This window comes from Nonomuraea sp. SYSU D8015, from assembly GCF_008065375.1.
In the GTDB taxonomy this organism is placed as follows: Bacteria; Actinomycetota; Actinomycetes; order Streptosporangiales; family Streptosporangiaceae; genus Nonomuraea.
Window position 1 is genome coordinate 294,105 of record NZ_VJYI01000007.1, and the last position, 23,718, is coordinate 317,822.

Below are 23,718 nucleotides of genomic sequence, written 5' to 3' on the forward strand. Positions count from 1 at the left end.
GTCTCCGTTCAGGGGATGAGCAGGGTCTTGCCGAGTGTCCGGCGCGCGCCGACGGCGGCGTGCGCGTCGGCGGCGCGGTCGAGGGGGAACGTCTGGCCGACGGCCGGCCGCAGACGTCCGGCCGCGCCCTCGGCCAGGGCCTCCACGGACAGCTGCTGCATGACGGCCGGGGAGGGGAAGGCGGCGCCCATCGGGACGAGGGTGACGCCGCGTGCGGCCACGTCCTCCTCCGGGATCCGGGTCATCGTGCCGCAGCCCGCGCCGAAGGCGATGAACCGGCCGCCCGGCCGGACCAGCTCGAACGCGGCGCGTCCGAGGTCGCCACCGGCGGCGTCACAGGCGATGTCCACGCCCGCGCCGCCGGTCGCGTCCCGTACGACCTTCTCCCAGCCCGGGCCGGTGTAGTCGACGACCACGTCGGCGCCCCGCCCGAGGGCGAGGCCGAGTTTGGGCGAGGAGCTCGCGGCCGCCACCACCCGGGCGCCGGTCTGCTTGACGACCTGGATCAGCAGGCTGCCGACGCCGCTGCCGCCGGCCCCGATCAGCACCCAATCCCCGGGTCCCGGCGCCACGGCTCGGCCGATGCCCAGTGCGGTGCGGCCGTCGTTCAGCAGGCCGACGGCCTCACGGAAGTCGAGCGCGTCCGGGATCGGGATCACCAGGGCGGCGTCGACCGCGACCTTCTCCGCGTAGCCGCCCGAGCCGCCGGTCGTGGTGGCCACCCGTTGTCCGACCAGCGCGGGGTCCGCGCCGGGACCGGCCGTCACGACCGTGCCCGCGACGCCGTTGCCCGGGATGACGGGCAGCTCGGGCAGGGGCATGGGCGCCGAACCCGAGCGCACCTGGGTCTCCACGTACGTGATCCCGATCGCCGCCGCCTCGACCACGACCTGCCCCTCGCCGGGCACCGGATCCGGGGTCTCCTCCACTGTCAGCACCTCGGGCCCGCCGAACCGCCGCAACCACACGGCACGCATCCGTCATCTCCTTCTTCCGTCCGTGAGCGGAAAGTGTCCGGCGGCCGGTTGTCCGGAGAGAAGTCCAGATGGTGACCACTTCCTGGCCGATCAGGTATTGAGTGAACGGACTCTCCGTCGCGTACGGCGCCGTCGAGGCGGTCAAGGACGTCGCCTTCACCGTCGCGGAAGGCCAGATCGTCTGCCTGGTCGGCGCCAACGGCGCGGGCAAGAGCACGACGCTCAGGACAGTCTCCGGCCTGCTCCGCCCGCGCCGGGGCGAGATCCTCTTCCGCGGCCGGCCCATCCACCGCCTGCCCGCGCACGCCGTGCTCGCCGCCGGCATCGCGCACTGCCCTGAGGGACGCAGGCTGTTCGCCGGGATGAGCGTCGAGGAGAACCTGCTCCTGGGCGCCTACCTGCGACGGGACCGCGACGTCGGACAGGACGCGGCCCGCGTCTACGACCTCTTCCCCGTCCTGGGGGAGCGGCGGGCGCAGCCGGCGGGGCTGCTCTCCGGGGGCGAGCAGCAGATGGTGGCGATCGGCCGGGCCATGATGGCCCGGCCGAAGCTGCTCATGTTCGACGAGCCGACCATGGGACTGTCCCCGATCATGATCCAGCAGATCCTGGACACGATCGCCGTGCTCCGCGACCTGGGGACGACGATCCTCATGGTCGAGCAGAACGCCCTGGCCGCCCTCACCCTGGCCGACCACGGCTACGTGATCGACCTCGGCCGCACCACCCTCTCCGGCCCCGGCAAGGACCTGCTCGCCGACCGCAGGGTCCGCCAGGCCTACCTCGGCTGAGCCTAGCCCCGCCCAGCACGCGCCCTCTCGACCCGGGCCGACCGGTTCGGCCGCCCCGCCCTTACAGAAGGGCCCGGCGCCGACCACCTCCCTTCCCCCAAAGGGACCCACGCCGAAGTACGGCGCGGGGAGGAGGAACGCCGGCCGGTCGGCGCGACGTGCGTGGCGCTAGCGCTCTGGGGTGCTGTAGGTCGAGGCCCGGAACAGGAAGGAGGCCCAGGAGCGGTAGGGCCGCCAGGCGTCGGCCAGCTTCCGGTACGCGGCGGGCGGCGCGTCCTCCGGCAACCCGTACGCATCCCGCAGGATGGCGAACAGCCGCGGCTCGTCGCCCGGGAACGCATCCGGCGCGCCCGCCCCCCGGATCAGGATCAGCCCCGCCGAGAACGGCCCCACACCGGGAAGGGCACGCAACTCGGCCAGCGCCTCCTCCGGGGACAGCGCCCGCAGGTGCTCGGCGGTGAGCACGCCGTCGAGCGCCGCCCGGGCCAGCCCGCGCACCCACTCCTCCTTCTGCGCGGGCAGTCCGAGACCGCCCGCCTCCAGCAATGTCATGGGCGGCGGGAAGGCCGCGTACACCTGCCCGTCCACCGTCACCTTCGCGCCGAACCGCTCCGCGATGCGCTGCTTGATGCGGGAGGCGATGAGCATCGACGACCGCTGCACGATCACCGCCCAGCAGGCCGCCTCCCACGGGCTCCAGAAGCACACCGGCCGCAGGCCCGGGCTGAGCCGCTGGAGATCGCCGAGCACGGGGTCGGCCTCGCCGACCTTGGCGAAGCCGGCGCCGTCCACGTCGAGGGAGAGGATCCGCGCCACCTCACCCCTGATCCCCGGCCCGGCGGCCCGCGTCGCGGTCACGGACACGCCGCCCGGCACGCCCGTCACCGTCACGCCGATCGGCAGCCAGTCGGTCTCCGCGCAGTAGGCGAAGCGCAGCGCCCGCCCGTCGGACGGCAGCGCGCTGGTGGCCGGCCAGTCCTCGACGAAGCGCAGCGAGGCGCCGAAGTCGAACGGCCCCTCGGCGGTGAGCGTGAATCCGTGCGTGGTCATGCACGCATGCTAGGAGCCCCGCGGCGCTCACCGGCCCGCGAGGGCGCGGATCTCCTCGTGGCGGTGGTCCAGGTCGATCTGGGCGAGCGCGCCGACCAGCCACGCGAACTGCTCCGACTCCTCGTACTTCGCCAGTTCGGCCAGGTCTTCCGGGGTGCGGCCCAGCCCGAGCTTGCGCGCCGCGGACAGCGCCTGCCGGTCGGCGAACGGCGACACCTCCTTCCACAGCACCTGGGCCTCACGGAAGAACAGGTCCACGACCTTGCCGTCCACGCCCGGCAGGTCCTCCAGCATCGCCCGCTCCCGCAACGGATCGCGCCGCGCCTCGGTGCGGAGCCGGCGCAGGTCGCCCCGATAGCGGTCGGCCACGGTCCAGGCCAGCTCACCGAGGATCTCGGCGGTGCCCCGCCGCACGCCCTTGCCCAGGGCCCCGACCCGCTGGTCGTACGGGGAGGCCGCCAGCTTCTGAGCGGTGTCCCAGCGGTCGCGCAGCCGCTGGGCCGCCTCCACCGCCACGTGGTAGTCCTTGCTGCGGCGCAGCAGGATCGACAGGCACAGCAGCTGGAACAACCGTCCCGGATTGTTGGTCACCGGGAACCCGTGCGGCTCGGCGAAGCCGCGGCCGATCTCGCGCAGCAGCCCGCGGACCAGGCGGCGCTTGTCGTCGACGTCCATCATGCCGTGCCGCTTACCCGCCGCCCCCGCGGCAAACGCCCCTGCCGACTACGGGCCGAAACGAGGGGAACTCTTGACGGCGGGAGGATTCCCGACGATGCGCGTTGCTGCTGGAGTGGCGATATGAGCGGAGGCCATCGCGCGGTGCCGCACACCGCGGACATCGCGGTGGAGGCGTGGGCGGACAGCCGGGAGGAGTGCCTGGCCGAGGCGGTGCGAGGGCTGGTGGAGAGCTTCGCCGACCTCCGGGACGCGCCGCCCGCCGACGGCGTGGACGTCGCGGTGACGGCGCAGGACGACGAGGACCTGCTCGTCGAGGTGCTGCAAGAGGTGATCTACCAGATCGAGGTGCACGGCCGCCTGGTCGTGGACGTGTCGCCCGGCGCGGCCGGGCTGCGGCTGGCGACGGTCCCGGCGGACGCGGTGGAGCAGGTCGGCGCGATGCCGAAGGCGGTGACCGCGCACGAGGTGCGGTTCGGGGAGACGGACGGGACGTGGCGAGCACACGTCGTGGTGGACGTCTAGCCCCCCGTGGCGGGCGTGCGGCCTTGCGCGGCGGGCGTGCGGATGTTCCGCACGCCGGCCGGCTAGCCCTTCACCACGCCGACGGGTGCGAGTTTGGCGATCTTGCGAGCCAGGCCCGCCCGGACGCAGGCGTCGACCACCGCGTCCAGATCCTTGTACGCCTGCGGCGTCTCCTCGGTCAGCCCGCGCGCCGACGCGCCGCGCACGGCGATCCCGGCACGCGCCAGCTCGGCCCGCAGCGCGGCGGCCCTCGTGGTCTTGACCGCCTGGTGGCGGCTCAGCCGGCGACCGGCGCCGTGGCACGCCGAGGCGAACGCCGGCGCTCCCGGCACCCCGGCCAGCACGTACGAGCCCACCCCCATCGACCCCGGCACGAGCACCGGCTGCCCCACCGGCCGCAGGTCGGGCGGCAGGTCCGCGTGGCCGGGCGGCAGGGCCAGCGTCGCGCCCTTGCGGTGCACGCACAACCGCCGGGCGCCGCCGTCCACCTGGTGAGTTTCGAGCTTGGCGAGATTGTGCGACACGTCGTACAGCAGGCTCAGGTCGCCGTGGCCCGTGGCGCGGTCGAAGGCCTCGCGGGCGGCCTGGCCGAGCAGTTGCCGGTTGGCCCTGCCGTAGTTGGCGGCCGCCGCCATCGCCGCGAGGTAGGCCCGCCCCTCGTGCGACTCGACCGGGGCGCAGGCCAGCTGCCGGTCGGGCACGCTGATGCCGTATCTGGTCATCGCCGCCTGCATGGTATTCACGGCGTCGGTGCAGATCTGGTGGCCCAGCCCGCGCGACCCCGTGTGGATCATCACGCAGACCCGGCCCGGCCACAGCCCGTACACCTCGGCGATCTCCTCGTCGTACACGTCGGCGACGGCCTCGACCTCCAGGAAGTGGTTGCCCGAGCCGAGGCTGCCGACCTGTCGCAGCCCGCGCTCCCGCGCACGGGAGCCGATCCCGGCCGGATCGGCGTCGGCCACCGCGCCGCGGTCCTCGCAGTGCTCCAGGTCGCCGGGCTCGCCGTGGCCCCGTTCGACGGCGTACCCGGCGCCGCCGGCGAGGATCTCCTCCAGCTCGCCCTGGCTGTGCAGCCGCCACACCGCGCCCTTGCCCATGCCGCGCGGGATGGACACGTCGAGGGCGTCCATCAGCCTGGTCAGGCGCGGCCGCAGGTCGTCCACGTGCAGATCGGCGAGCAGCAGCCGGACGCCGCAGGAGATGTCGAACCCCACCCCGCCCGGCGAGACCACCCCGCCCGCGGCCACGTCGGTGGCCGCCACGCCGCCGATCGGGAACCCGTACCCCCAGTGCATGTCGGGCATCGCGTACGCGGCCTCCACGATCCCGGGCAGCGTGGCCACCGCCGCGACCTGGGCCAGCGCCTGATCCTCCGACGGGTCCGGCAGCAGCTCCTTGGTCGCGAAGATCACGCCGGGCACCCGCATGCCGCCCTCGGGCTCGATCCGCCACCGGTACGGCCGCTCCTCGACCAGTTGCACCATCACGGTCACCTTGCCGTCTCGCTCTCCCGCCCCGCCTACCCCACGCACCCGCCGGGGAACGCCTCAGATGCCCGGTGAGCCCGTTCTCCGCCTGACCGGCGTGGGCGCGATGAACTCCCCGCGCTACTGCCCCGCCGGGCTGCTGGTCAGCTGGCGCGGACACCGGGTCCTGCTGGACGGGGACGACGAGGCCGGGGCGTCCGGCCGGCTCGACGCCTGGCTGGTCTGCGACGAGCGCGCCGAGCTGATGCCCGCCATCCGGCGTGCCGCACGGGCGCTGGGGCTGACGGCGGCGGTCGCCGCCTACGACGCGGCAGGTGTGGAGATCGAGCCGCTGCCGGTCGCCCACACCTCCCATCCCACCTACGGCTATCTGATCCGGACCGCTCGTGCCCGGGCCGTCTGGGCGCCGGAATTCTGGGCCTTCCCTGAATGGGCGGCCGGCGCGGACCTGATGTTCGCCGACGCCGCCGGCTGGAACCGGCCGATCCGCTTCGCCGGTGGCGTGGGCGGGCACGCCGACGTCCATCAGGTCGCGCGGGACGCCCGCGATCGCCGAGTGGGGAGGCTGGTCTTCGCTCACATCGGCCGCCCCTCCATCCGGGCGATCGACGGAGGCGCGCTGCCCCCGTACGGGGAGTGGGGGGTTGACGGGCGCGCCTACCGCCTGTGAACGTCCATCAGGACGGTGCGTACACCCGGTGGACGAACTCGGCGAGCTTGTTGTCCGGCAGCTCCTTCGCCAGGTCGGACTCGCTGACCATGCCGACGATCCGGTGGTTGTCGATCACCGGCAGGCGCTTGATCTGGTGCTGCTCCATCTTCTGCAGCGCCTCTTCGACACTGCTGTGGGCGTCGACCCACACCAGCCCGCGGGCGAGCTCGCCCGCCGTGGTCCGGTCGAGGTCCTTGCCCTCGGCACAGCACTTGATCACGATGTCCCGGTCGGTGATGATGCCCTTCAGCCGGTCGTCCTCCCCGCAGATCGGGAGTGCGCCGACCGACAGGTCCCGCATCATCTGCGACGCCCTGCGCAGGCTGTCGCGCTCACCAATGCACTCGGCACCTTGGTGCATCACGTCCTGGACGCTCTTGCCGATTCCTTGTGTGCCACCCATGTGGGCCTCCCGAAAGTGCTGGATGAAGTGTCCTTACGGCGCCCCTACCCACCAGATGGGAGATCAGTAGTAGGACCGCTCCCCGACGCATATCAGCGGTGACCAGCGGATATGCATCTGGCATGCGGTCGTGACCTGGGGGGTTGGTGTCCGCACGGGGGGTGGGGGTAGTGGGTCGGCTCTGGATGTCGTTCCGGGAGTCCACGGTGACGATTCTGCGTCCGCGTACGCCGCGTTCGCCGGCTTCCGCCAGTCGGCGGCGGTCGCTGTGGGCGCGCCCGGGGGCGCTGCTCGCGCTGGTGAGCGTCCTGTACGGCGTGGCGCAACTGGTGCTCGTCTCGCCGCACCTGGGGATCGGGTGGGACGAGACGGTGTACGCCAGCCAGGTGTCGCCGCACGCGCCGCCCGCGGTGTTCAGCGCGCCGCGGGCGCGGGGCGTGCCGCTGCTGGTCGCGCCGGTGGTGGCGGTGACCGACTCGGTGTTCGCGCTGCGGATGTACCTGACGGTGGTGTCCTCGGCGGCGTTGTTCTGCGCGTTCGCCGTGTGGCTGCGGATCCGGGACGATCACGTGGTGCCGCTGGCCGCCCTGCTGTTCGGCGCCTGCTGGCTGTCGCTGTTCTACGGCAACGAGGCCATGCCCAACCTGTACGTCGCGCTCGCCGCCGTCGCGGCCGCCGGCCTCGTCGTCCTGGCCGAGCGCTCCCGTATCGCGCCGGTGGGCCTCGCGGTGGCGCTGGCCGTCATGTCGCTGATGCGGCCGTCCGACGCGCTGGTCGCCGCGGTCGCACTGGCCGCCGGGGCGCTCGCGCTCCTGCGCCGGCGGCGGATCGCCGTGCTGGCCGGGCTCGCGGCCGGGCTCGCCGTGGGGTGGGGTCAGTGGGCGATCGAGGCGGAGCAGCGCTTCGGCGGGTTCTTCCCCCGGCTCCGGGACGCGGGCGAGCACAACGCCACCGGATGGAGCCTGACGATCGTCGAGCACGCGCGGGCGCTGGACGGGCCCACGTTGTGCCGGTTCGGCGCGGACTGCGGTCCGGTCTCGCCGGTGGCGCTGATCTGGTGGCTGGCCATCCCGGTGATGGCCCTGCTGGGGCTGTGGTCGGTACGGCGGAGCCCGCACCTGCCCCCGCTCCTGCTGGCCACGGGCACCGCGCTGGCGCTGGGGCTGCCGTACCTGTTCTACGTGGACTACGCGGCGCCGCGCTTCCTCATGCCGGTCTACGCGCTGCTGTCGCTGCCGGTGGCGCAGGCCGCGGTGACGGGTCTGCGGCTTCGCCGCCCTCTGGTGGCCGCGGGCGTGGTCGCCGGGCTGCTGGCCCATTTGGTGCTGCAGGGCGCGTACGCGTACGGCCTGGCGGCGGCCAACGGTCGCGACCGGGAGCAGATCGGTCGCGCCGCGGCTGAGCTGCGCCGCATGGGGGTGCGCCCGCCCTGCATGATCTACGGCCAGTCGGGTGTGCAGATCGGCTACCTGCTCGGGTGCGACTCCCAGGGGGTCATCCAGCGGTTCGCCGAGCAGACGCCGTCCCGCATCCGCACGGCGCTGCGGGACGGGGCGCAGGTGGTCGTCGTCTACAAGGGTCTGGACCTTCCCTCGTACATGGCGACCTGGGACAGGACGGACCTGCCCGGACCGTGGTCGGCCCGCTTCGCCCGGCGGTGAGCTATGGGGCGCCGCCCTGGCGGATCACTAGCTGGTTGCTGACGTCCACGACACCGGGGGTGTCCCAGGCGTCGTCACCCGCCGCGCGCTTGGCCAGCCAGCTGTCCACGTCGCCGCCCAGGATGACCACCCGCTGCTTGACGTCCACCCGGATGTCGGCGTCCTTGGTGTGCGGGTTGTCCCGCAGCCGGTCGACCAGCTGGGACTTGATCTCCCGGTCGCTCGGCTCGGCGGGCGGCCGCGGCTGGCTCCACCAGCCGTAGTAGTACCGCTCCGGGGGATAGCTCCAGGCCGGGAACGGAGCCGGATACATGGCAACCTCCTCGTGGTCGTGACCATCGCCTACCCGTCGAGGAGCCGGGCTATCAGCGCATGTCCACGGCCAGCAGGTCGTCCTCCCAGGTGGCCGTGGACCCGAGGTCCGCGCACGCCTTGACGAAGCGCTCGCCCAGCCATGCGCGCTCCCGGCCGTCGGCCAGGAGGGTGCGGCAGTAGTCGAGCTTGAGCGGCACGGCCCGCAGCCGGACCGGGCCGAGCTCGTCGACCGTCACCAGGAACAGGAACGACAGGTCGTTGCGCAGCTCCGGGTCCACGACGTAGTCGTCGAGGAAGTCGCCGAGGTCGAAGAGGACCGGCGGCGCCACGCCGTGGGCCACGTGCGCGGAGTGGCCCGCGACCAGCGTCGCACCGGACTCGACGAGGGCCGCCGCCGCCGAGCGGATGTAGGGGAGGGGCGCATCCGTCATGTTGGGCCCCCAGTGGGGCGTGACCAGGACGGCGTCCGTTTCGGCACGCATGTCCGCCACCGTGTCGGTCACCCAGGACGGCACGCCGGAGGCCAGATCGGCGTACGCCACGCCCGGCCGGTCGGGACGGGCCGCGAAGTCCATCGGATGATCGGTCACGCCGATGACGGCGAAGCGCAGCCCGCGGACGGCGAGCACGATCGGCCGCCGCGCCTCGGCCTCGTCGGCGCCGGCCCCCACCGCCTGGATCTCCACGCGCTCGAGGTGCGCGCGGGTGTCCAGGAGCGCGTCGTAGCCGTAGTCGAGGGCGTGGTTGTTGGCCAGGGTGACGCAGCGTACGCCGAGCTCGGCGAGCAGGTCGGCGGCCTGTGGCGGGGCGCGGAAATGGAACGGCTTGCCGGGCGCGGCCCACGGGGTGCCCCGGTCGGAGAGGCAGCATTCGAGGTTGAGCAGCACCGCGTCGGCCTCGGAGAGGTGCGCGCGGACGCCGTCCGAGACGTACGCGCCCGGATCCGTGGACATGGCCAGCAGGTCCGCGACGCCGCGGCCGAGCATCGTGTCACCCGCCAGCGCGAGCGTGGCAGTCACACGATCCCCCTGCCTCACCCTCACGCGCTCAAACGCCTCCGACCTGCCGCCCAACCGGCTACGGCCTCCCCACCCCCACGCCGTGTCCCCTGGGCGAAGTGTCGTCAGACGGCGCCTCACCAAGCGACGTGGACGGCCTTGGGGCCGGTGTCGTTCCCTCCGCCGAACCACTCGATCTCCTCGACCGCTCCCCGGAGCTTGAGCCCGGGCAACCGCCGGGCCAGGGCGCCGAGGGCGGCCGCGAGCTCCACGCGCGCCAGAGGCGCCCCGAGGCAATAGTGCATGCCGTGTCCGAACACCAGGGACGGGCTGGAGCGCCGCTCCGGCCAGAACCGGTCGGGGTCGGCGAAGTGGGCGGGGTCGCGATGGGCCGCCTCCAGCCGGACCAGCACCATGTCACCCGCCCCGATCCGGACCCCGGCCAGCTCGAGCTCCTCCTGCGCGTAACGGGGAAAGGGCTCGCCGGTCCGCCCGGCCTGCATCCGCAGGATCTCCTCCACGACCGCGCCGATCTCCTCTCCCCCGGAGGACGCCAGAGCCGGCAGCCGTCCTTCCACCAGGAGACGGATGGCCCCTGTGGAGATGGCGTTGGAGGCCGTCTGGTAGCCGGCGGCGACGATGGTCGTGGTCATGGCGACGAGCTCGGCGTCGCTGAGCCGCCCGTCCTCCGCGTCCCGGACCGTGACCAGGGCGCTGAGCAGGTCGTCCCCCGGGGCCTCCCGCTTGGCCGCGACCAGCTCCCCAGCGTAGGCGGTGAGCCGGCTCCACGCCTCGGCGGCCGCGGCCAGGTCCTCCTCCGCCCCGAAGAAGAAGTCCGCGGCGCCCGCGGCATCGGCCAGGTCGCGGAACCGTTCCCGATCGCCGATCGCCACCCCGAGGAGCTCGCCGATCACCGTGATCGAGAGCGGGGCGGCGAGTCCGGAGACGAGGTCGGCCGGTGGCCCGCCCTCCGCCAACGCCGCTACGTGGTCGTCGGCCAGCCGCTCGACCCGCGGCCGCAGCGCTCCGACGCCCCGCGGGCCGAACGCCTTCGACACGAGCCGGCGGAGCCGGGCATGAGCCTCACCGTCCTGGAACAAGGTGTCGTTCGCCGCCGTCTCGGCACCCGGCGGCGCCAGTCCGTACCTGCGATCGGACAGAGCTTGCGCGACCGCGTCGTAGGAGGTCGCCAACCAGGCCCGCCGCCCGTCCGGCGTGATCACGGGGGCCACGGGCGTGCGCTCGCGCAGCCGCGCGTACGCCGGCGGCGGCGCCATGGGGTCGGGCCGGTCGAAGGGCAGGACGGGAGGCGTCGTCTCACGCACGGGGACTCCTTGCTCGCGGTGGCTTCCAGTCAAGACGTTGACGCCGCGTCAAGGTCAAGCCACAGCGATCCGGCCTGCGGCGAGATGGGGATCGTTCCCAACGCCGCTCGTTCGCCGGCCTCCTCTTTCAACGGGAGGGAGGCGCGGTGGTACGACCCACCACCAGCGAGCCGGACAGCGCCTGGTGGTGATCCGGAGGTGTCTCGCCGTCCAGCAGGCGAACCACGGCATCGACGGCCCGGCTGCCGATGAGATCGATCGGCTGGCGCCAGTGGGTCAATCCGATCAGAGGGGTCGCGAGGTCCCCGATGCCGTCGTAGCCGGTGACCGACAGATCGCCTGGCACCGCGACATTGCGCAGCTGGAGCTGCTCCATCAGGGCCACGGCGTGGCGGTCGCTCGGCGCCATCACGGCGGTGATCTCCCGACGCCGGAGAGTCTCCGTCGCCCACCTGCCCTCCGCGTCGTGAATCGGACCGTGGATCTCCATGACCCGCGCGCCACGCTGCCGCAGCCGCCGCGCCATGGCCGCCGTCCGCGGCGCCATCGTGATCGACTCGCTCTCCGCCACTGTGACCACAGCGACGTTGCGGTGTCCCAGGTCGACGAGGTGATCGGCGAGCGCCGCGCCGCCTTCCTCCTCGTCGCAGAACACGCTGGTGATGCTTTCGTGGGTCTCCGGACGCCCTGCGACGACCGTGGGCAGCCGCTTGGCGAACGGCACGATCTGCGCGGCCGGCAGGGCCCCACTGCACACGATCAGCGCCTCGACCTGCAGCATCATCAGAGTCTCCAGGGCGCGGTATTCGTCGGCGACGGCGAAGCGGCCGGATCCGGTCGCGGTCACCACCCGGTATCCGTGAAAGGCGGCGCGCTCTTGCATCGCGGTGAGCAGCGAGCCGTAGAAGGCGGTGGAGGCGTCGCGCACGAACGCCCCGACGGTATAGGTGCGGTGGGCCACCATGGCGCGCGCGACCGCGTTGACGACGTAGCCGAGCTGCTCGGCCGCGATGAGCACCCGCTGCCGGGTCTCCTCCCTCACGCTGCCGCGTCCGGAGAAGACCCGCGAGACCACGGACTTGGACACGCCCGCCCGGTTGGCCACATCGATGATCGTCGGGTTTCTGGTGCGCTCAACCATGGAGTACCCCTTCACGGGCGAGCACCTCGAGCGCCTCGCCACAGCCGGTCCACACGTGTGCCCGCCAGCCGTGCGTACGGGCGGCGGCGACGTTGACCGCTCGGTCGTCGAAGAAGACGACGCCCGATGGCGGGGGATGCAACGTCGCCTCAGCAGTCTTGTAGATCATCGGATCAGGCTTCAAGAGCCCGACGTCCGACGAGAAGATCAGTTTCTGGAAAGAGGCACTCCAGGGCGAGGCGCGCACCGCCGCCGCGAGCGACGCCGGCGCGTTGGACAGGACGGCAAGAGGTATGCCCCGGCCCGTCAATTCGGCGAGCAGGCGCGCTGCGCCGGCGGCGAGCCGCGCCCAGCCCGCGACGTCGGCCTGGTCAAGGCGTTCGACGAGCTCACTGTCGATCGAGCGCCCCAGCGCTCCGGCCGCTCCTCGCCAGTAGTCGTCCGCGGAGCCGCCCGCGTCGTAGGCGTCTCGGCCCGCCCAGTACGGGCCGGCGAGGATCTCCTCCGGAACGCCCAGGATCCGGGAGACATCAGCGATCGCCTGGCCGGAAGGGGACAGCACGCCGCCGAGATCGAAGACAACCAACGGCGACCCTACAGATTGGAAACGTTCCACATCTCTGAGCATATCGGGCGCGGACCGTCCGCCGTCCAGAGGCGCAATCGCGGCGATCCCGCACCTCGGTCGCCCAACGCGCGTCATAGCTGGTAAAGACAGGGTCCGGGCGGTGTTCAGCTGGCGGTAACCATCTCTGTGCCCCGCTCGCCCATGGGCGATTTCGGGCCCGGCACCCCCTTCCCATACCGGACAAAACATGGGAATGTTGCCCCGTGATTGGGAACGTTCCCTCGCGTCGCCGACATGGGCTTCGCCTGGCCGGGCCTCTGATGGCCCTGCCCTGCGTGGTCCTCCTGGCCGTCTTCGCGTACTGGCCCGTCGTACGTGGCGCGTTTCTGAGCATGTACGGCACCGACCTGCTGGGTAACCCCACCCGCTTCATCGGTGCCGGCAACTACGTCGACTTGATGACCGACCCCGCACTGCGACGGGCCCTGCTGACCACCGGCGTCATCACCGCGCTCAGCGTGGTCCTCGCCATCGCCGGGGCCCTGGCGGCGGCCCTTCCCTTGCGCCGGGCCGCCCGCCGCCCGCGGGCCGTGCTGTCAGTGGTGCTCTCGTTGCCGTTCGCCTACTCCGCCTCGGCGGCGTCCGCCGTCTTCGCCGGCTTGTTCGCCCCCGCCGTCGGGACGATCAACCAGGTGCTGGCCACGGTCGGCCTGCACGGTCCCGAATGGCTGGAATCCCCCGCGTGGGCTGTGGTGAGCGTCTCGATCGCGACGGCATGGTACGAGTTCGGGTTCGCCTTCCTCGTGGTGCTGGCCGCGCTCACACAGGTGGATCAGGCGAGCATCGAGGCGGCCGCGCTCGACGGCGCCTCGGAGTTGCGCACGGCCTGGTCGGTGATCATCCCGGCCATCCGGCCCAGCCTGATCTTCCTGGTCGTGACCCAGACGATCAGCGGTCTGCAGGTGTTCACCCAGGTCCAGATCCTCACCCGGGGCGGGCCGGCGGGTGCGACGTCGACGCTGGTGTACGAGCTGTACCAGCGGGCGTTCGGCGAGGCGCTGCCCCAGCTGGGTTCGGCTTCGACGCTGGCGCTGGCCCTGCTGGCACTCGTTCTCATCGTCACGGCGGTGCAGTTCCTCGTCGTACGGAGGTCGGCATGAAACGTCTGCGGGCCGGTTCGGTCGTGCGCTGGCTGTGGCTCGCCATGATCGGTGTGGTCATCACCTTCCCGGTCTACGTCACCGTGGTGACCGCGCTCCTGCCGCAGAGCGACGTCGCCGCGGGCCGGCTCATCCCCGTGCCGACGCGGCTGACGTCGGCCAACCTGAGCGAGGCGCTGACGAGCGCCCCGCTGGCCCGGCAGTACGCCGTCAGCGTCGCGGTCACGGCGCTCCAGTCGTCGGCGCAGCTGATCACCGCGGCGCTGGCCGCGTACGCCTTGGTGTTCCCCCGCTGGCGTGGCCGCGCCGTCGTCTTCGCCATCGTGCTCGCCACGCTGGCCATCCCGGGCGAGAGCCTCGTCATCCCGAACTTCGAACTCGCCACGGCGCTCGGGCTGCGCGACACCCTGCTCGGCATCGTCATCCCGTACCTGGCCGCCGGGTACGCCGTCTTCCTGCTGCGACAGGCATTCCTCGCCCTGCCGAGAGAGGCGTGGGAGGCCGCCCGCCTGGACGGCTGCGGTGACCTGCGGGCACTGCTGCACGTCGTGCTCCCCATGGCACGCCCGCAGCTCGTCACAGCGGCCATGTGGTGCGCCCTGTCAGCGTGGAACGGGTACTTCTGGCCGCTACTGATCACGGACTCGCCGGACCGGCGCACCATTCAGGTCGGCCTGGCCCAACTCGTCGTCGAGGAGGCCACCACGCCGGTCGTCATCTACGCCGGCACGCTGCTGGTCATCCTGCCGACCCTGCTCCTCGTCCTGCTCGGCCAGCGCTTCCTCGTCAGAGGGCTGGCCAGCCGGGTCACCGTCTGACCCCCGGCACCCCTCCGCAACCACTCTCTCCCCGCTGGGTCCAATGAAGAAAGAAGAGTCAGCCATGCCTGTACGACTCCGCCTCGCCGGCGCGATCCTCGCCGCCGTGGCGACCATGGTCACGGCCTGCGGCGGCCCCGCCGCCCAGTCAACCGAGAGCACGTCAGCACCGGGACCGGCGGCATTGTCCGCGGCGACCGCGCCGGTGAGCGTGACGCTCTGGCACGGGATGGGCGGCGCCGCAGGCGAGGCGCTCCAAGCCGAGATCGACGCCTTCAACGCGGCCAACCGCGGCAAGATCGAGGTGAAGGCGTCGTTCCAGGGCAGCTACGCCGACGCCATCGCCAAATACACCTCGGCCATCCGCGACACGAGCACGCCGAGCGTCATGGTGTCCAACGACATCACCACGGGATTCCTCCGCGACGCCGGGCAGACCGTGCCGGCCGCGGCGATGGCCGCCGCCAACCCGGACGACCTCGACCTCGACCAACTGCGCCCCGCGGCCCGCAACTACTACACCGCCCAGGGGCAGTTGCTCGCCGTGCCGCTGGCCACCTCGATGCCGCTGCTGTACGTCAACGACGGCCTGCTGGACCGCGCGGACGTGGACCGGTCGACGCTCGGCACGCTCGACGGCGTCGCGGCGGCCGCGCGCAAGGTCTCCTCCGCGTCGCCTGACGTCAAGGGAATCGTCCAGCCCATGGACGGCTGGTGGTTCGAGCAGCTCACGGCCGCGTCGGGAGCGCTCTACTGCACTCCCGCCAACGGCCGGGAAGCAGGCGGAGCCACCGCCTCTTCGCTGACGGGCGAGCCGCAGCGGCGGGCCATCGCCACCATGGCGAAGCTCTACACCGACGGGGTGGCGCTCGACACCGGCGTCGACGGCAACGCCGCGGTGAAAGCGTTCAGCGCCGGCAAGGTCGCCATGATGTTCAACTCGAGTGGCGCCATCGGCGGTCTCAACCAGATCGGCATGAAGGGATACAGCGTGCTGCCCCTCCCCCTGTCAGGCGACCGGGCGACCTCCGGCGCCCTGATCGGCGGGGCCGCCATGTGGGTGAGCCGCGTCGGACACACCGACGCCGAGCAGGTGGCGAGCTGGAAGCTCGTCAGCCATCTGGCCTCCGCGGCCGTGCAGGAGCGGTTCGCGAAGGCGACGGGGTACGCCCCCATCAACACCGCGGTCGACACCTCGTCCTCCTGGCAAGCCTTCCTCAAGGACAACCCCCGCTCCGCCGTGCTGGCCAAGCAGTTCGCCGAGACCCCCTCCGTCCCGGCAACCTCGGGCTGCCTGAGCGGCGCGATGTCGGGCATCCGCGCCGTGGTGGTCCCGGAGATGCAGCAGGCCTTCAGCGGAGCCAAGCCGCTGGACGACGCGTTGACGGCGGCCCAGAACGCCGCCACCGCCAAGATCAACGACTACCGCAAGCAGGCGGGACAATGACGTCACGATTCGCCCGAGCCGCGGGTGACCCGTACCGCTACGGCGTCTACCTGCGCCCCGACCCCGTCACCTGCGCGGCGGTGACCGCGGTCACCGGCCAGCTGCGCGCCCAGTACGGCCTCGTCTCCGCAGGAGCGTTCCCGCCGCACGCCACACTCGTCGGCAGCCGGCACATCACCGCGTCCGCGGACACCATCAAGGACGCGGTGACCAAGGGCATCTCCGGAATCCGTGCGTTCACGGTCTACAACGCCGGCATCCGCCCGCAGGGAATCGGCCTGGTCTACGACGTCCACCACCTCGCCGACGCCACGACGCCGAACCAGGCGTTCGTGGACCTCGCCGCAGCTGTGGACGAGGCCGTCGCGCCGCTGATGGCTTCAGCGCCGAACCCGGACGACCACCATTTCGACCCCGAGACCTTCCAGGCGCACCTGTCGCTCGCGTCACACGACCTGTACGAACGACCCGATCTACGAGAGGAGGTCGAGGAGTACGCGCGTGGGCTCCGGGTGGACCACCCCGACCGCTTCCCCGGCAACACGGTGACCCTCTACCGCACCCGCAGCGACGACTGGTCCGGTCGGTGGTGGCACACCCTCACCTGGGAGCACCTCCACACCTGGCGACTGCCGGAGTGAACAGCAGATCGGCCGGCGGTCGCCGAGCGGCCGCCGGCCCTTTCCTTCCCCGGCGGGGGACACACGGGACCGCAATCGCTTCAGCGGAGTGTCCGGCCACGTTCACGCCCGCGGTTTGGGACAAGACCGGAACCAGGCGCTCGTCCGGCATCCAGCCTGCCGACGTCCAGGAGCTCGTTGACCGGGGCTGCTGCGTCATGGTCCTGTTCCGCGGGCATGCAGTCGGCGCTCCAGACCGTGTTGCCTGCCGACAGGGCGGAGATTCGCGGCTGTTCACCCTCGGCGAGACACCCGGTGTGTTGTGGACGCCGGAAGACGCCGTCGGAGCTCGTCTCCTGATCCTGATGGGCCACGGCGGCGGGCAGCACAAGAAGGCACCAGGCATCGTGACCCGCGCCGCCCAGCCTCGTGGCCACCGACCGCACGCCTCAGCCAGCGCGGCGCCCCCTCACCTGAGGTGCGAGCTCCTGTCCCGGGCCGCAGGCCCGATGCGTCCGCGTGATGCCGGGTCAGCGCACGCGCCCTCCCTGACCACGGGGGGCCCGCTGCGGTCAAGCAGTCGTCCTCAAGCATTTCTCGGTGATACTGGAAGTCTTCTTGCTCCAGCAGGCCATGTAGGTGTAGCCGCTGATGTCCTCGTTTTCGACCTTGTAGTGGCTGCCGGGACCATCGATGATGACATTGAGGTTGTACTTCGAGTTCGGGGTGCTCCCTGGCTGCTGACCCGGGCCCAGCAGTACGCACGACCCGCGTACGTGCCGACGCGCAATTGCAGGGTTCCCAGCGAGCTGGTGTACTGCTTATCCCCGGTGCGGCGGAATTCTGGCCGGACGAAACCTCAGCCGACGCCAGGGCGGGGGTTATTCCACCCATGAGCAAGGTCGTTGTGACGAGTCGCCTGCCAGGGTGCAGGTGCTACGCCTCCGCATACTGTTCCCCCTCGTTGTGGGTACCCAGCCGCCACGCTCATGACCGCCGAGCTCGCCGGTTCCGCTGGCGATCTCGCATCGGTGAGTTCATCGTCACAGCGCGGTATCCCGCCGTTCCTCCACCCCGAACATGGGACACGTGCCGGGCTGAGAGTCAGAGCATGTTCTTGATCGGCTGGGGTGTGTCCGGCACGGCCTGGGCGAGGATCTCGGTCGCCTCCCCGGGCGTGAGCAGGCGGGCGTCGCGCAGGAGGCGGATGGACTCCTCCCACTGTTTCCGTGCTTCGCCGTGCCGTTCCAGGTGGTGCAGGGTGGTGCCGAGCCACCAGCGTGACACGGCTTCCTTCATGCGGTGTCCCGACTCGCGGAGCAGCCGCACGGCCTCCGTGTAGCTCTCCACCGCCTCGGTCAGCCGGCCGGCATGGCGGTAGGCGTCGCCCAGCGAATCCTGTGCCGTGCCCGAACCAGCGAGCGGGTCCGCCTTCGGCCACAGCTCCACCAGCTGGCGTGCTTCCGCGATCGCCTCATCGAAGCGCCCCTGACGGTAGTAGACGTGCACCCGGTTGTTGCGGATCACGACCGATCCCACAGGGCGTTCGGCGTCGTCGTTGAGCATGAAAGCGGACTCCAGGTAGCCGAGCGCGTCGTCGAGACGGCCCACGATGGCGTTGATGACACCGAGGTTGTTGAGGGCTCCGGCCTTCCTTTGGGGCAGTTCCGCGTGGTCCCAGTCGGTGAGTGCTGTCTTCAGTTGCGCGATCGCGGCGTCGTATTGGCCCTGGTCTCGGTAAACCCAGCCGAGCAAGCTGCGGAGCTGGGCCTTGTCCTCCCACGCCGCGATGCGGTCGGCCACCTCGATGGCGTGCGCGTAGAGGCCGGCCAGTTGGGTGTGCCAGCCCTGGTAGCAGAAGGGCCAGTGGAGTCCGATGACCAGGCCGATGGCGGTCTCCGGGTCGGCGCCGTCCAAGGCCTGCTGCGCGGCGGCGAGCAGGTTGTCCCGCTCGTCCTGGACCCATCGTCCCGCCTCCGCCAGGTCCGTGAAGGGGGTGTCGGGCAATTCGACAGGGCATCGCGGTACGGCATCGCGGCCGAGCATGGGGCTGGCCAGCCAGAGCGTGGTCAGGTAGTGGTGGAGCGCACGCCGTACGGCGGTGGTGCGTTCCTCCTCGGACAACTCCTGGTGTGCCCGTTCGCGGGCATAGAGGCCGACCAGGTCGTGGAACTGGTAGCGGTCGGGTCCGGCGGGTTCGAGGAGGCGGGCGTCCTGGAGGCGTTCCAGGGCGGCTTCGGCGCGGGCAACCGGCCAGTCGGTCAGGGCGGCGGTGGCGGCGGGGGTGTGGGTGGGCAGGTCGAGCAGGCCGAGCAGGGGCAGCAGGTGGGCGGCGTCGCGGCCGGCGGGTTCTTCTCGGAGGTGGTGGTGGCTGACCGCGATGCTGGCGCGGACGGCCAGGTCGGCGTACTCCAGCACGTCCAGGCGACGGGTGGCGTCGGCCAGCCGTGCTTCCAGGTCGGACAGGGTCCAGTCGGGGCGGGCGGCCAGGCGGGCGCCGGCGATCCGCAGGGCGAGGGGGAAGCCGCCGCACAGGTGGACGATCCGCTCGGCCGCCTGCGGTTCGGCGCGTACCCGGTCGGGTCCGGCCAGGCGGGACAGCAGCGCGGCGGCGTCGGCGGCGTTCAGGGTGCCCAGGTGGAGGTGGGTAGCGTTGTCCAGGGTGGCCAGCGGATTCCGGCTGGTGATCAGGACCCGGCAGCCGGGGCCGGCGGGGATGAGCGGGCGGATCTGGCGGACGTCGCGGGCGTTGTCCAGGATGATCAGCAGGTTGCAGGTCGCGGTCAGGGAGCGGTAGCGGGCGGCGGCCTCGCCAGGGTGGGCGGGGACGGCGGTGCCGTCCAGGCCGAGGGAGCGCAGCAGGTGGCGCAGGGCTTGGGCCGGGGTCAGCGGGGCGAGGCCGGGGGTGGATCCGTGCAGGTTGAGGTAGATGACGCCGTCGGTGAACCGGGCGGCCAGGGCGTGGGCGACGTGGACGGCCAGGGCGGATTTGCCGATGCCGCCGGGCCCGTCGATCACGGCGATGGCAGGCCCGTCGGTGGGTCCGTCGGCGGGGCCGAGCGCGGTGCGCAGGCGCTGGATCTCGGTGGCGCGGGCGGTGAAGGCGTGGGTGTCGGCAGGTAGTTCGGCCGGGATGTACGGCTCGCTGAGCGTGACCTGCTGGGCCGGGGTGGTCAGGTCGAGCGCAGGGTCCTTGGCCAGGACGGCCTGGTGCAGGCGGCGTAGTTCGGCGCCGGGTTCGATGCCGAGTTCGCAGACCATGATCTTGCGGGTGTTCTGGTAGACGGCGAGCGCTTCGGATGGGCGGCCGGCGCGGTGCAGGGCGAGCATGAGCTGGGCGGCGGGGCGTTCGCGTAGGGGGTGGGCCCGCACGTGTGCGGCCAGGTCGGCGGCCACCGCGTGGTGGTCGCCGGCGGCGAGGCGGAGGTCGGCGTGGTCTTCCAGGACGGTGAGGTGTTCCTCTTCCAGGCGGGTGGCTTCGATCCGTGCCCAGGGGGCGGTCAGTTCGGCCAGTGGTTCGCCTCGCCACAACTGCAGGGCTGTGCGGAACAGCGTGTCCGCACTGGCCCCGGCCCCCTGCGCCTGGGCGGTGCGGGCGCGTTTGGCCAGGCGGGTGAACAGGTGGGCGTCGATGTGGTCGGGTTGGAGCGCGAGCCGGTAGCCGCCGGGCACGGTCTGGATGATCTCTTCGATGGTGTGGGGTTCGAGGGTTTCGCGGAGTTTGGAGACCACGATGTGGAGTTGTTTGGCCGCGGTCGCCGCGGAGCTGTCTGCCCAGATGTCGGTGAGGATCCGCTCGGCGTGTACGGTCTGCCCCGCGTCCAGGGCGAGTCTGGCCAGCACGCCGATTCGTCGTTGCCCGGCGAGCCGGACCGGTTCGTCACCGGCCAGGACCTGCCACGAACCGAGGAATCTGATCTCCAGCGGCATGAGGAGCGTATTTCCTCCTTCAACGGAGTCGGCATTGTAACGAGTTGGCCGGTCTTGTTCGCGGCGATGACGGATGGAACGCCGTCTCCCTGGGCGACGTCCACCACCTCACCGGGGAGGAGGCGGACCTGATCCTGGCCCAGGTAGTTCCCCTGCCGTCAGAGCCGATCAAGCACTTTGAGAACATACCGGCGATATACCGCCCGCTTGTACGCTTCTCTCCTTGATGACACTGGAGATCGGGTATCTCGGGCCCTGGGAGATCAAGGCGGGCGGGCAACCGGTACGGCTGGTGGGACGTCGCCGTGTCGCCGTTCTGACGCGGCTGGCGCTGGACGCCGGTCGGCCCGTCACCGCACGGCAGCTCGTCGCCGACGTCTGGGGGCAGACCTCGACGGCCACGGCCGGCAAGCAGCTCCACATCGTGGTGTCGAAGCTGCGTAACGTACTCGGCCCCGAGATCATCGCGACCGTGCCCAGCGGCTATCTGCTGGATGTGCCCCGCGACCAGATCGACGCGCACAGCTTCACGCTGCTGGCCGGCCAGGCGCGGATGGCGCGCGAGCGCCGCGAGCCGGGTACGGCCGACGGGCTGTTCCGGCGGGCGCTGGCCCTGTGGCGGGGACGCGCCCTGACTGAGCTGGTCGACGCATGGGCGCAGATCGAGTCCAGCCGCCTGGAGGAAGAGCGCCTGGCCGTCTTTGAGGATCACATTGACCTGCGCCTGGCCGCGGGGGATCACCACACGGCGGTGATCGACCTCATCCCGCACATCCAGGCCCACCCCCTGCGGGAGGGCCCGCGCGCCCAGCTGATGCTGGCGCTCTACCGCGCGGCAAGGCCGTCCGAAGCGCTCGCGGTCTACCAGGAGAGCCGCACCCTCATGATGAAGGAGCTCGGCATCGAGCCGGGCACGCGGCTGCGCCGGCTGCAACATGCCATCCTCACCAGAGATCCCGTGCTCGACCTCACCACTCCGGCGCAGTCCAGCACGATCGTCCCTGCCGAGCTGCCCGCCGATACCCGGTCGTTCACCGCCCGGCACGAGGAGGTGGGCTGGCTGCGGGAAGCGGTGGCGAGTGCGAGTGTGGCCGTGGTCAACGGGCCCGGCGGCGTCGGCAAGTCGGCGCTCGCCGTCCACGTCGCGCACGCGATGGCCGGACGGTTCCACGACGGCGTCATCTACGTCAACCTGAACGGCGCGACCCCAGGAGTGCAGCCGCTGCCGGTACTCGACGCTCTGGGCCACCTACTACGTTCGCTGGGGCTGGACGGCTCCGCCGTACCGGCTGACCTCGAAGGGGCGATGGCCCGCTACCGGTCGCTCACCGCGGCGAGCAACCTGCTCGTCATCCTCGACAACGCGCTCGACGCCCACCAAGTGCGGCCGCTCATCCCGGCGGGCGCGGGCTGCCGGACCGTCATCACCAGCCGCGATGCCCTGGCCACGCTCGACAACGCCCGCCACCTGCATCTGGCCGGGCTCGCCGACAGCGATGCCGTCACACTGCTCGCCAGGATCGCGGGCCCAGGCCGCATCCAGCGCGAGCCGGAGGCCGCCGCGAAGATCGTCGAGCTGTGCAGTGGCTTCCCTCTGGCCATCCGGATCGCCGGCGCCCGCCTCGCCGCGCGGCCCGACTGGCAGTTGGCCGGCCTCGCCGACCGCCTCGCCGACGCGGCCCGGCGCCTGGACACCCTGCAATACGCCGACCTGGCCGTACGCGCCAGCATCGCGGTCAGCCACCGGCACCTGCGCGAGGAGCCCAGCGGCCACGATGCCGCTTACCTCCTCCCGCTGCTCGGTTTGCTCGACACGCCGACCCACACCCCGGCCGCGACGGCCGATCTGGCCGACTGGCCCGAGGCACGGGCGGAGGCGGCCCTCGAACGGCTCCGCGGCGCCCGGCTCCTGGAGGCCGCGGGGCACGGCCGGTACCGCTTCCACGACCTCATCCGCCTGTACGCCAGGGAACAGGCCACCCGCGAGCTGTCAGAGCCCGAACGCGCGCGCGCTCTCCGCCGCGGGCTCCACCATTACCTGGCCACGGTCAACACCGCCACCCGGCTCGTGCACGTCCAGATCCAGGAGCCCGCGTACGAGGCGGAGCAGCCCGGTCTCGCGCTCGCCAGCGCACGGGAGGCCAGCGAATGGACCGAGGCCGAGCGTGACAACCTCCTGGCCGCGGCCCGCCAGGCGGCCGAGACCGCCGATCCGGACACCGCCATAGGACTGGCGATCGGGCTGCACTGGCCGTTCAACTACCGAGGGTGGGTCACGCACCTGGCCGACGTCCACCGGAACGCGGCCGAGGTGGCCGCGCGGTGCGGAGACTGGGCCGGCCAGGCGCAGGAGGAGAGCTACCTGGGCTGGGTCTACCGCGACCAGGGACGCTACGAACAGGCGATCGACCACCTGGAACGGGCAGTGGCGTGCTGGGACAAGACCGCCCTGCCGCACCGGAGGATGGGGTCCTTGAACAAACTCGGCGTCGTCTACACCATGCTCGGGCGGCTCGACCTCGCCGTCGCCAACCTGGCTCGGGCCCTGGACATCGCCGAGGAGACGGACGACCGCTACGCGCGAGGCGCCATCCTCAACAACCGCGTGCACGTGCTCTACCGGCAGGGCCGGTTCGAGGAGGCCATAGCGCAGGCGAGGGCGGCCATCGTGGAGTGGAGCGGCATCCTGTATGGGGAGGGGGTGTCCCGCGAGACCCTGGCCCGCGCCTACATGCATGCCGGACGTCTCGCCGAGGCGGCCGACACCTACCAGGTGGCGCTGGCGCTCATGCGCGAAGCCGGATACCGCATCGGCTACGCCGTGACCGCCTGGTGGTCCGGTCAGACCCTGCACGCCCTGGGACGGCACGCCGAGGCTCGGCAGGACTGGCGCAACTGCTTCGCGGCTCTCCTGGAGACCCGTCTCCTGACCCACGCGGACGTGGACGAGCTGCTCGAGCAGCCTGTTCCGGATATGCCGGGGCCGATCAGGAACATGCTGTAGGTCCAGCTATCCAGTGCTCGTGGTGAAGTGGGTGTGACCTGCCACCCGACCGGCGCGTGGACCGCTCAGCAGGTCCACGATGGTGCGCGCCGAGTGCACCGACCGCAT

General features: G+C 71.8%; 20 protein-coding genes. 9 read left to right on the forward strand and 11 right to left on the reverse strand.

Going from position 1 to position 23,718, the window contains the following annotated elements:
• Positions 1–8: 8 nt before the first annotated feature.
• Positions 9–977, reverse strand: a complete 969-nt coding sequence (locus ID574_RS29320) for a zinc-binding dehydrogenase (protein ID WP_188192190.1) — start codon at positions 975–977, stop codon at positions 9–11.
• A gap of 101 nt (positions 978–1,078) precedes the next feature.
• Between ID574_RS29320 and ID574_RS29325 the strand changes: the two genes are divergently transcribed.
• Positions 1,079–1,768 (forward strand): ABC transporter ATP-binding protein, encoded by a 690-nt coding sequence (locus ID574_RS29325; RefSeq protein WP_188192191.1) that lies wholly within the window; start codon positions 1,079–1,081, stop codon positions 1,766–1,768.
• Positions 1,769–1,936: 168 nt separating this feature from the next.
• On the opposite strand, the gene ID574_RS29330 is transcribed toward ID574_RS29325, so the two are convergent.
• Together ID574_RS29330 and ID574_RS29335 are read right to left on the reverse strand one after the other, a co-directional pair.
• Positions 1,937–2,818, reverse strand: a complete 882-nt coding sequence (locus ID574_RS29330; protein WP_188192192.1) for a DNA-3-methyladenine glycosylase family protein — start codon at positions 2,816–2,818, stop codon at positions 1,937–1,939.
• Positions 2,819–2,845: 27 nt separating this feature from the next.
• Positions 2,846–3,496, reverse strand: a complete 651-nt coding sequence (locus tag ID574_RS29335) for a hypothetical protein (protein ID WP_188192193.1) — start codon at positions 3,494–3,496, stop codon at positions 2,846–2,848.
• A gap of 120 nt (positions 3,497–3,616) precedes the next feature.
• Between ID574_RS29335 and ID574_RS29340 the strand changes: the two genes are divergently transcribed.
• Positions 3,617–4,018 carry an archease gene (locus ID574_RS29340; RefSeq protein WP_188192194.1) on the forward strand — a complete coding sequence of 134 codons (402 nt, stop codon included), beginning with the start codon at positions 3,617–3,619 and terminating at the stop codon, positions 4,016–4,018.
• A 62-nt stretch (positions 4,019–4,080) separates the two neighbouring features.
• Here ID574_RS29340 and ID574_RS29345 read toward each other — a convergent pair whose 3' ends face one another.
• Positions 4,081–5,505, reverse strand: coding sequence for an RtcB family protein (locus tag ID574_RS29345; RefSeq protein WP_270094309.1), 1,425 nt, complete (start codon positions 5,503–5,505; stop codon positions 4,081–4,083).
• A gap of 67 nt (positions 5,506–5,572) precedes the next feature.
• Here ID574_RS29345 and ID574_RS29350 point away from each other — a divergent pair, with 67 nt between their 5' ends.
• Positions 5,573–6,178, forward strand: coding sequence for an MBL fold metallo-hydrolase (locus ID574_RS29350; RefSeq protein WP_223167190.1), 606 nt, complete (start codon positions 5,573–5,575; stop codon positions 6,176–6,178).
• Positions 6,179–6,185: 7 nt separating this feature from the next.
• On the opposite strand, the gene ID574_RS29355 is transcribed toward ID574_RS29350, so the two are convergent.
• Positions 6,186–6,623 (reverse strand): CBS domain-containing protein, encoded by a 438-nt coding sequence (locus tag ID574_RS29355; protein ID WP_188192195.1) that lies wholly within the window; start codon positions 6,621–6,623, stop codon positions 6,186–6,188.
• Positions 6,624–6,829: 206 nt separating this feature from the next.
• On the opposite strand from ID574_RS29355, the gene ID574_RS29360 reads away from it, so the two are divergent.
• Positions 6,830–8,284 (forward strand): hypothetical protein, encoded by a 1,455-nt coding sequence (locus tag ID574_RS29360; protein ID WP_188192196.1) that lies wholly within the window; start codon positions 6,830–6,832, stop codon positions 8,282–8,284.
• A gap of 1 nt (position 8,285) precedes the next feature.
• On the opposite strand, the gene ID574_RS29365 is transcribed toward ID574_RS29360, so the two are convergent.
• The 5 genes from ID574_RS29365 to ID574_RS29385 all read right to left on the reverse strand — a co-directional run bounded on the left by ID574_RS29365 (position 8,286) and on the right by ID574_RS29385 (position 12,679).
• Positions 8,286–8,597 (reverse strand): BON domain-containing protein, encoded by a 312-nt coding sequence (locus tag ID574_RS29365; protein ID WP_188192197.1) that lies wholly within the window; start codon positions 8,595–8,597, stop codon positions 8,286–8,288.
• 52 nt (positions 8,598–8,649) lie between these two features.
• Positions 8,650–9,618: a CapA family protein gene (locus tag ID574_RS29370; RefSeq protein ID WP_188192198.1), complete on the reverse strand. Its 969-nt coding sequence runs from the start codon at positions 9,616–9,618 to the stop codon at positions 8,650–8,652.
• 116 nt (positions 9,619–9,734) lie between these two features.
• Positions 9,735–10,922, reverse strand: coding sequence for a cytochrome P450 (locus ID574_RS29375; protein WP_188192199.1), 1,188 nt, complete (start codon positions 10,920–10,922; stop codon positions 9,735–9,737).
• A 127-nt stretch (positions 10,923–11,049) separates the two neighbouring features.
• Positions 11,050–12,063, reverse strand: coding sequence for a LacI family DNA-binding transcriptional regulator (locus tag ID574_RS29380; RefSeq protein ID WP_188192200.1), 1,014 nt, complete (start codon positions 12,061–12,063; stop codon positions 11,050–11,052).
• Complete coding sequence (locus tag ID574_RS29385) at positions 12,056–12,679, reverse strand: HAD-IA family hydrolase (RefSeq protein ID WP_188192201.1); 624 nt, start codon at positions 12,677–12,679, stop codon at positions 12,056–12,058. Before ID574_RS29385 ends, ID574_RS29380 begins: the two co-directional genes overlap by 8 nt.
• 272 nt (positions 12,680–12,951) lie before the next feature.
• On the opposite strand from ID574_RS29385, the gene ID574_RS29390 reads away from it, so the two are divergent.
• The 4 genes from ID574_RS29390 to ID574_RS29405 all read left to right on the forward strand — a co-directional run bounded on the left by ID574_RS29390 (position 12,952) and on the right by ID574_RS29405 (position 16,697).
• Entirely contained in the window at positions 12,952–13,791 is an 840-nt protein-coding gene (locus ID574_RS29390; protein ID WP_188192202.1) for a carbohydrate ABC transporter permease, read from the forward strand.
• A complete protein-coding gene (locus tag ID574_RS29395; RefSeq protein WP_188192203.1) occupies positions 13,788–14,609 on the forward strand; it encodes a carbohydrate ABC transporter permease in 822 nt (273 codons plus the stop codon). The genes ID574_RS29390 and ID574_RS29395 overlap by 4 nt, the downstream gene beginning before the upstream one ends.
• 64 nt (positions 14,610–14,673) lie before the next feature.
• Positions 14,674–16,056 carry an extracellular solute-binding protein gene (locus ID574_RS29400; protein ID WP_188192204.1) on the forward strand — a complete coding sequence of 461 codons (1,383 nt, stop codon included), beginning with the start codon at positions 14,674–14,676 and terminating at the stop codon, positions 16,054–16,056.
• Positions 16,053–16,697: a 2'-5' RNA ligase family protein gene (locus tag ID574_RS29405; RefSeq protein WP_188192205.1), complete on the forward strand. Its 645-nt coding sequence runs from the start codon at positions 16,053–16,055 to the stop codon at positions 16,695–16,697. The genes ID574_RS29400 and ID574_RS29405 overlap by 4 nt, the downstream gene beginning before the upstream one ends.
• Before the next feature lie 1,083 nt (positions 16,698–17,780).
• Here the strand turns inward: ID574_RS29405 and ID574_RS29410 are convergent.
• Positions 17,781–20,606 (reverse strand): AfsR/SARP family transcriptional regulator, encoded by a 2,826-nt coding sequence (locus ID574_RS29410; RefSeq protein ID WP_188192206.1) that lies wholly within the window; start codon positions 20,604–20,606, stop codon positions 17,781–17,783.
• A gap of 226 nt (positions 20,607–20,832) precedes the next feature.
• On the opposite strand from ID574_RS29410, the gene ID574_RS29415 reads away from it, so the two are divergent.
• Positions 20,833–23,610: an AfsR/SARP family transcriptional regulator gene (locus ID574_RS29415; protein ID WP_223167213.1), complete on the forward strand. Its 2,778-nt coding sequence runs from the start codon at positions 20,833–20,835 to the stop codon at positions 23,608–23,610.
• Positions 23,611–23,718: the final 108 nt, after the last annotated feature.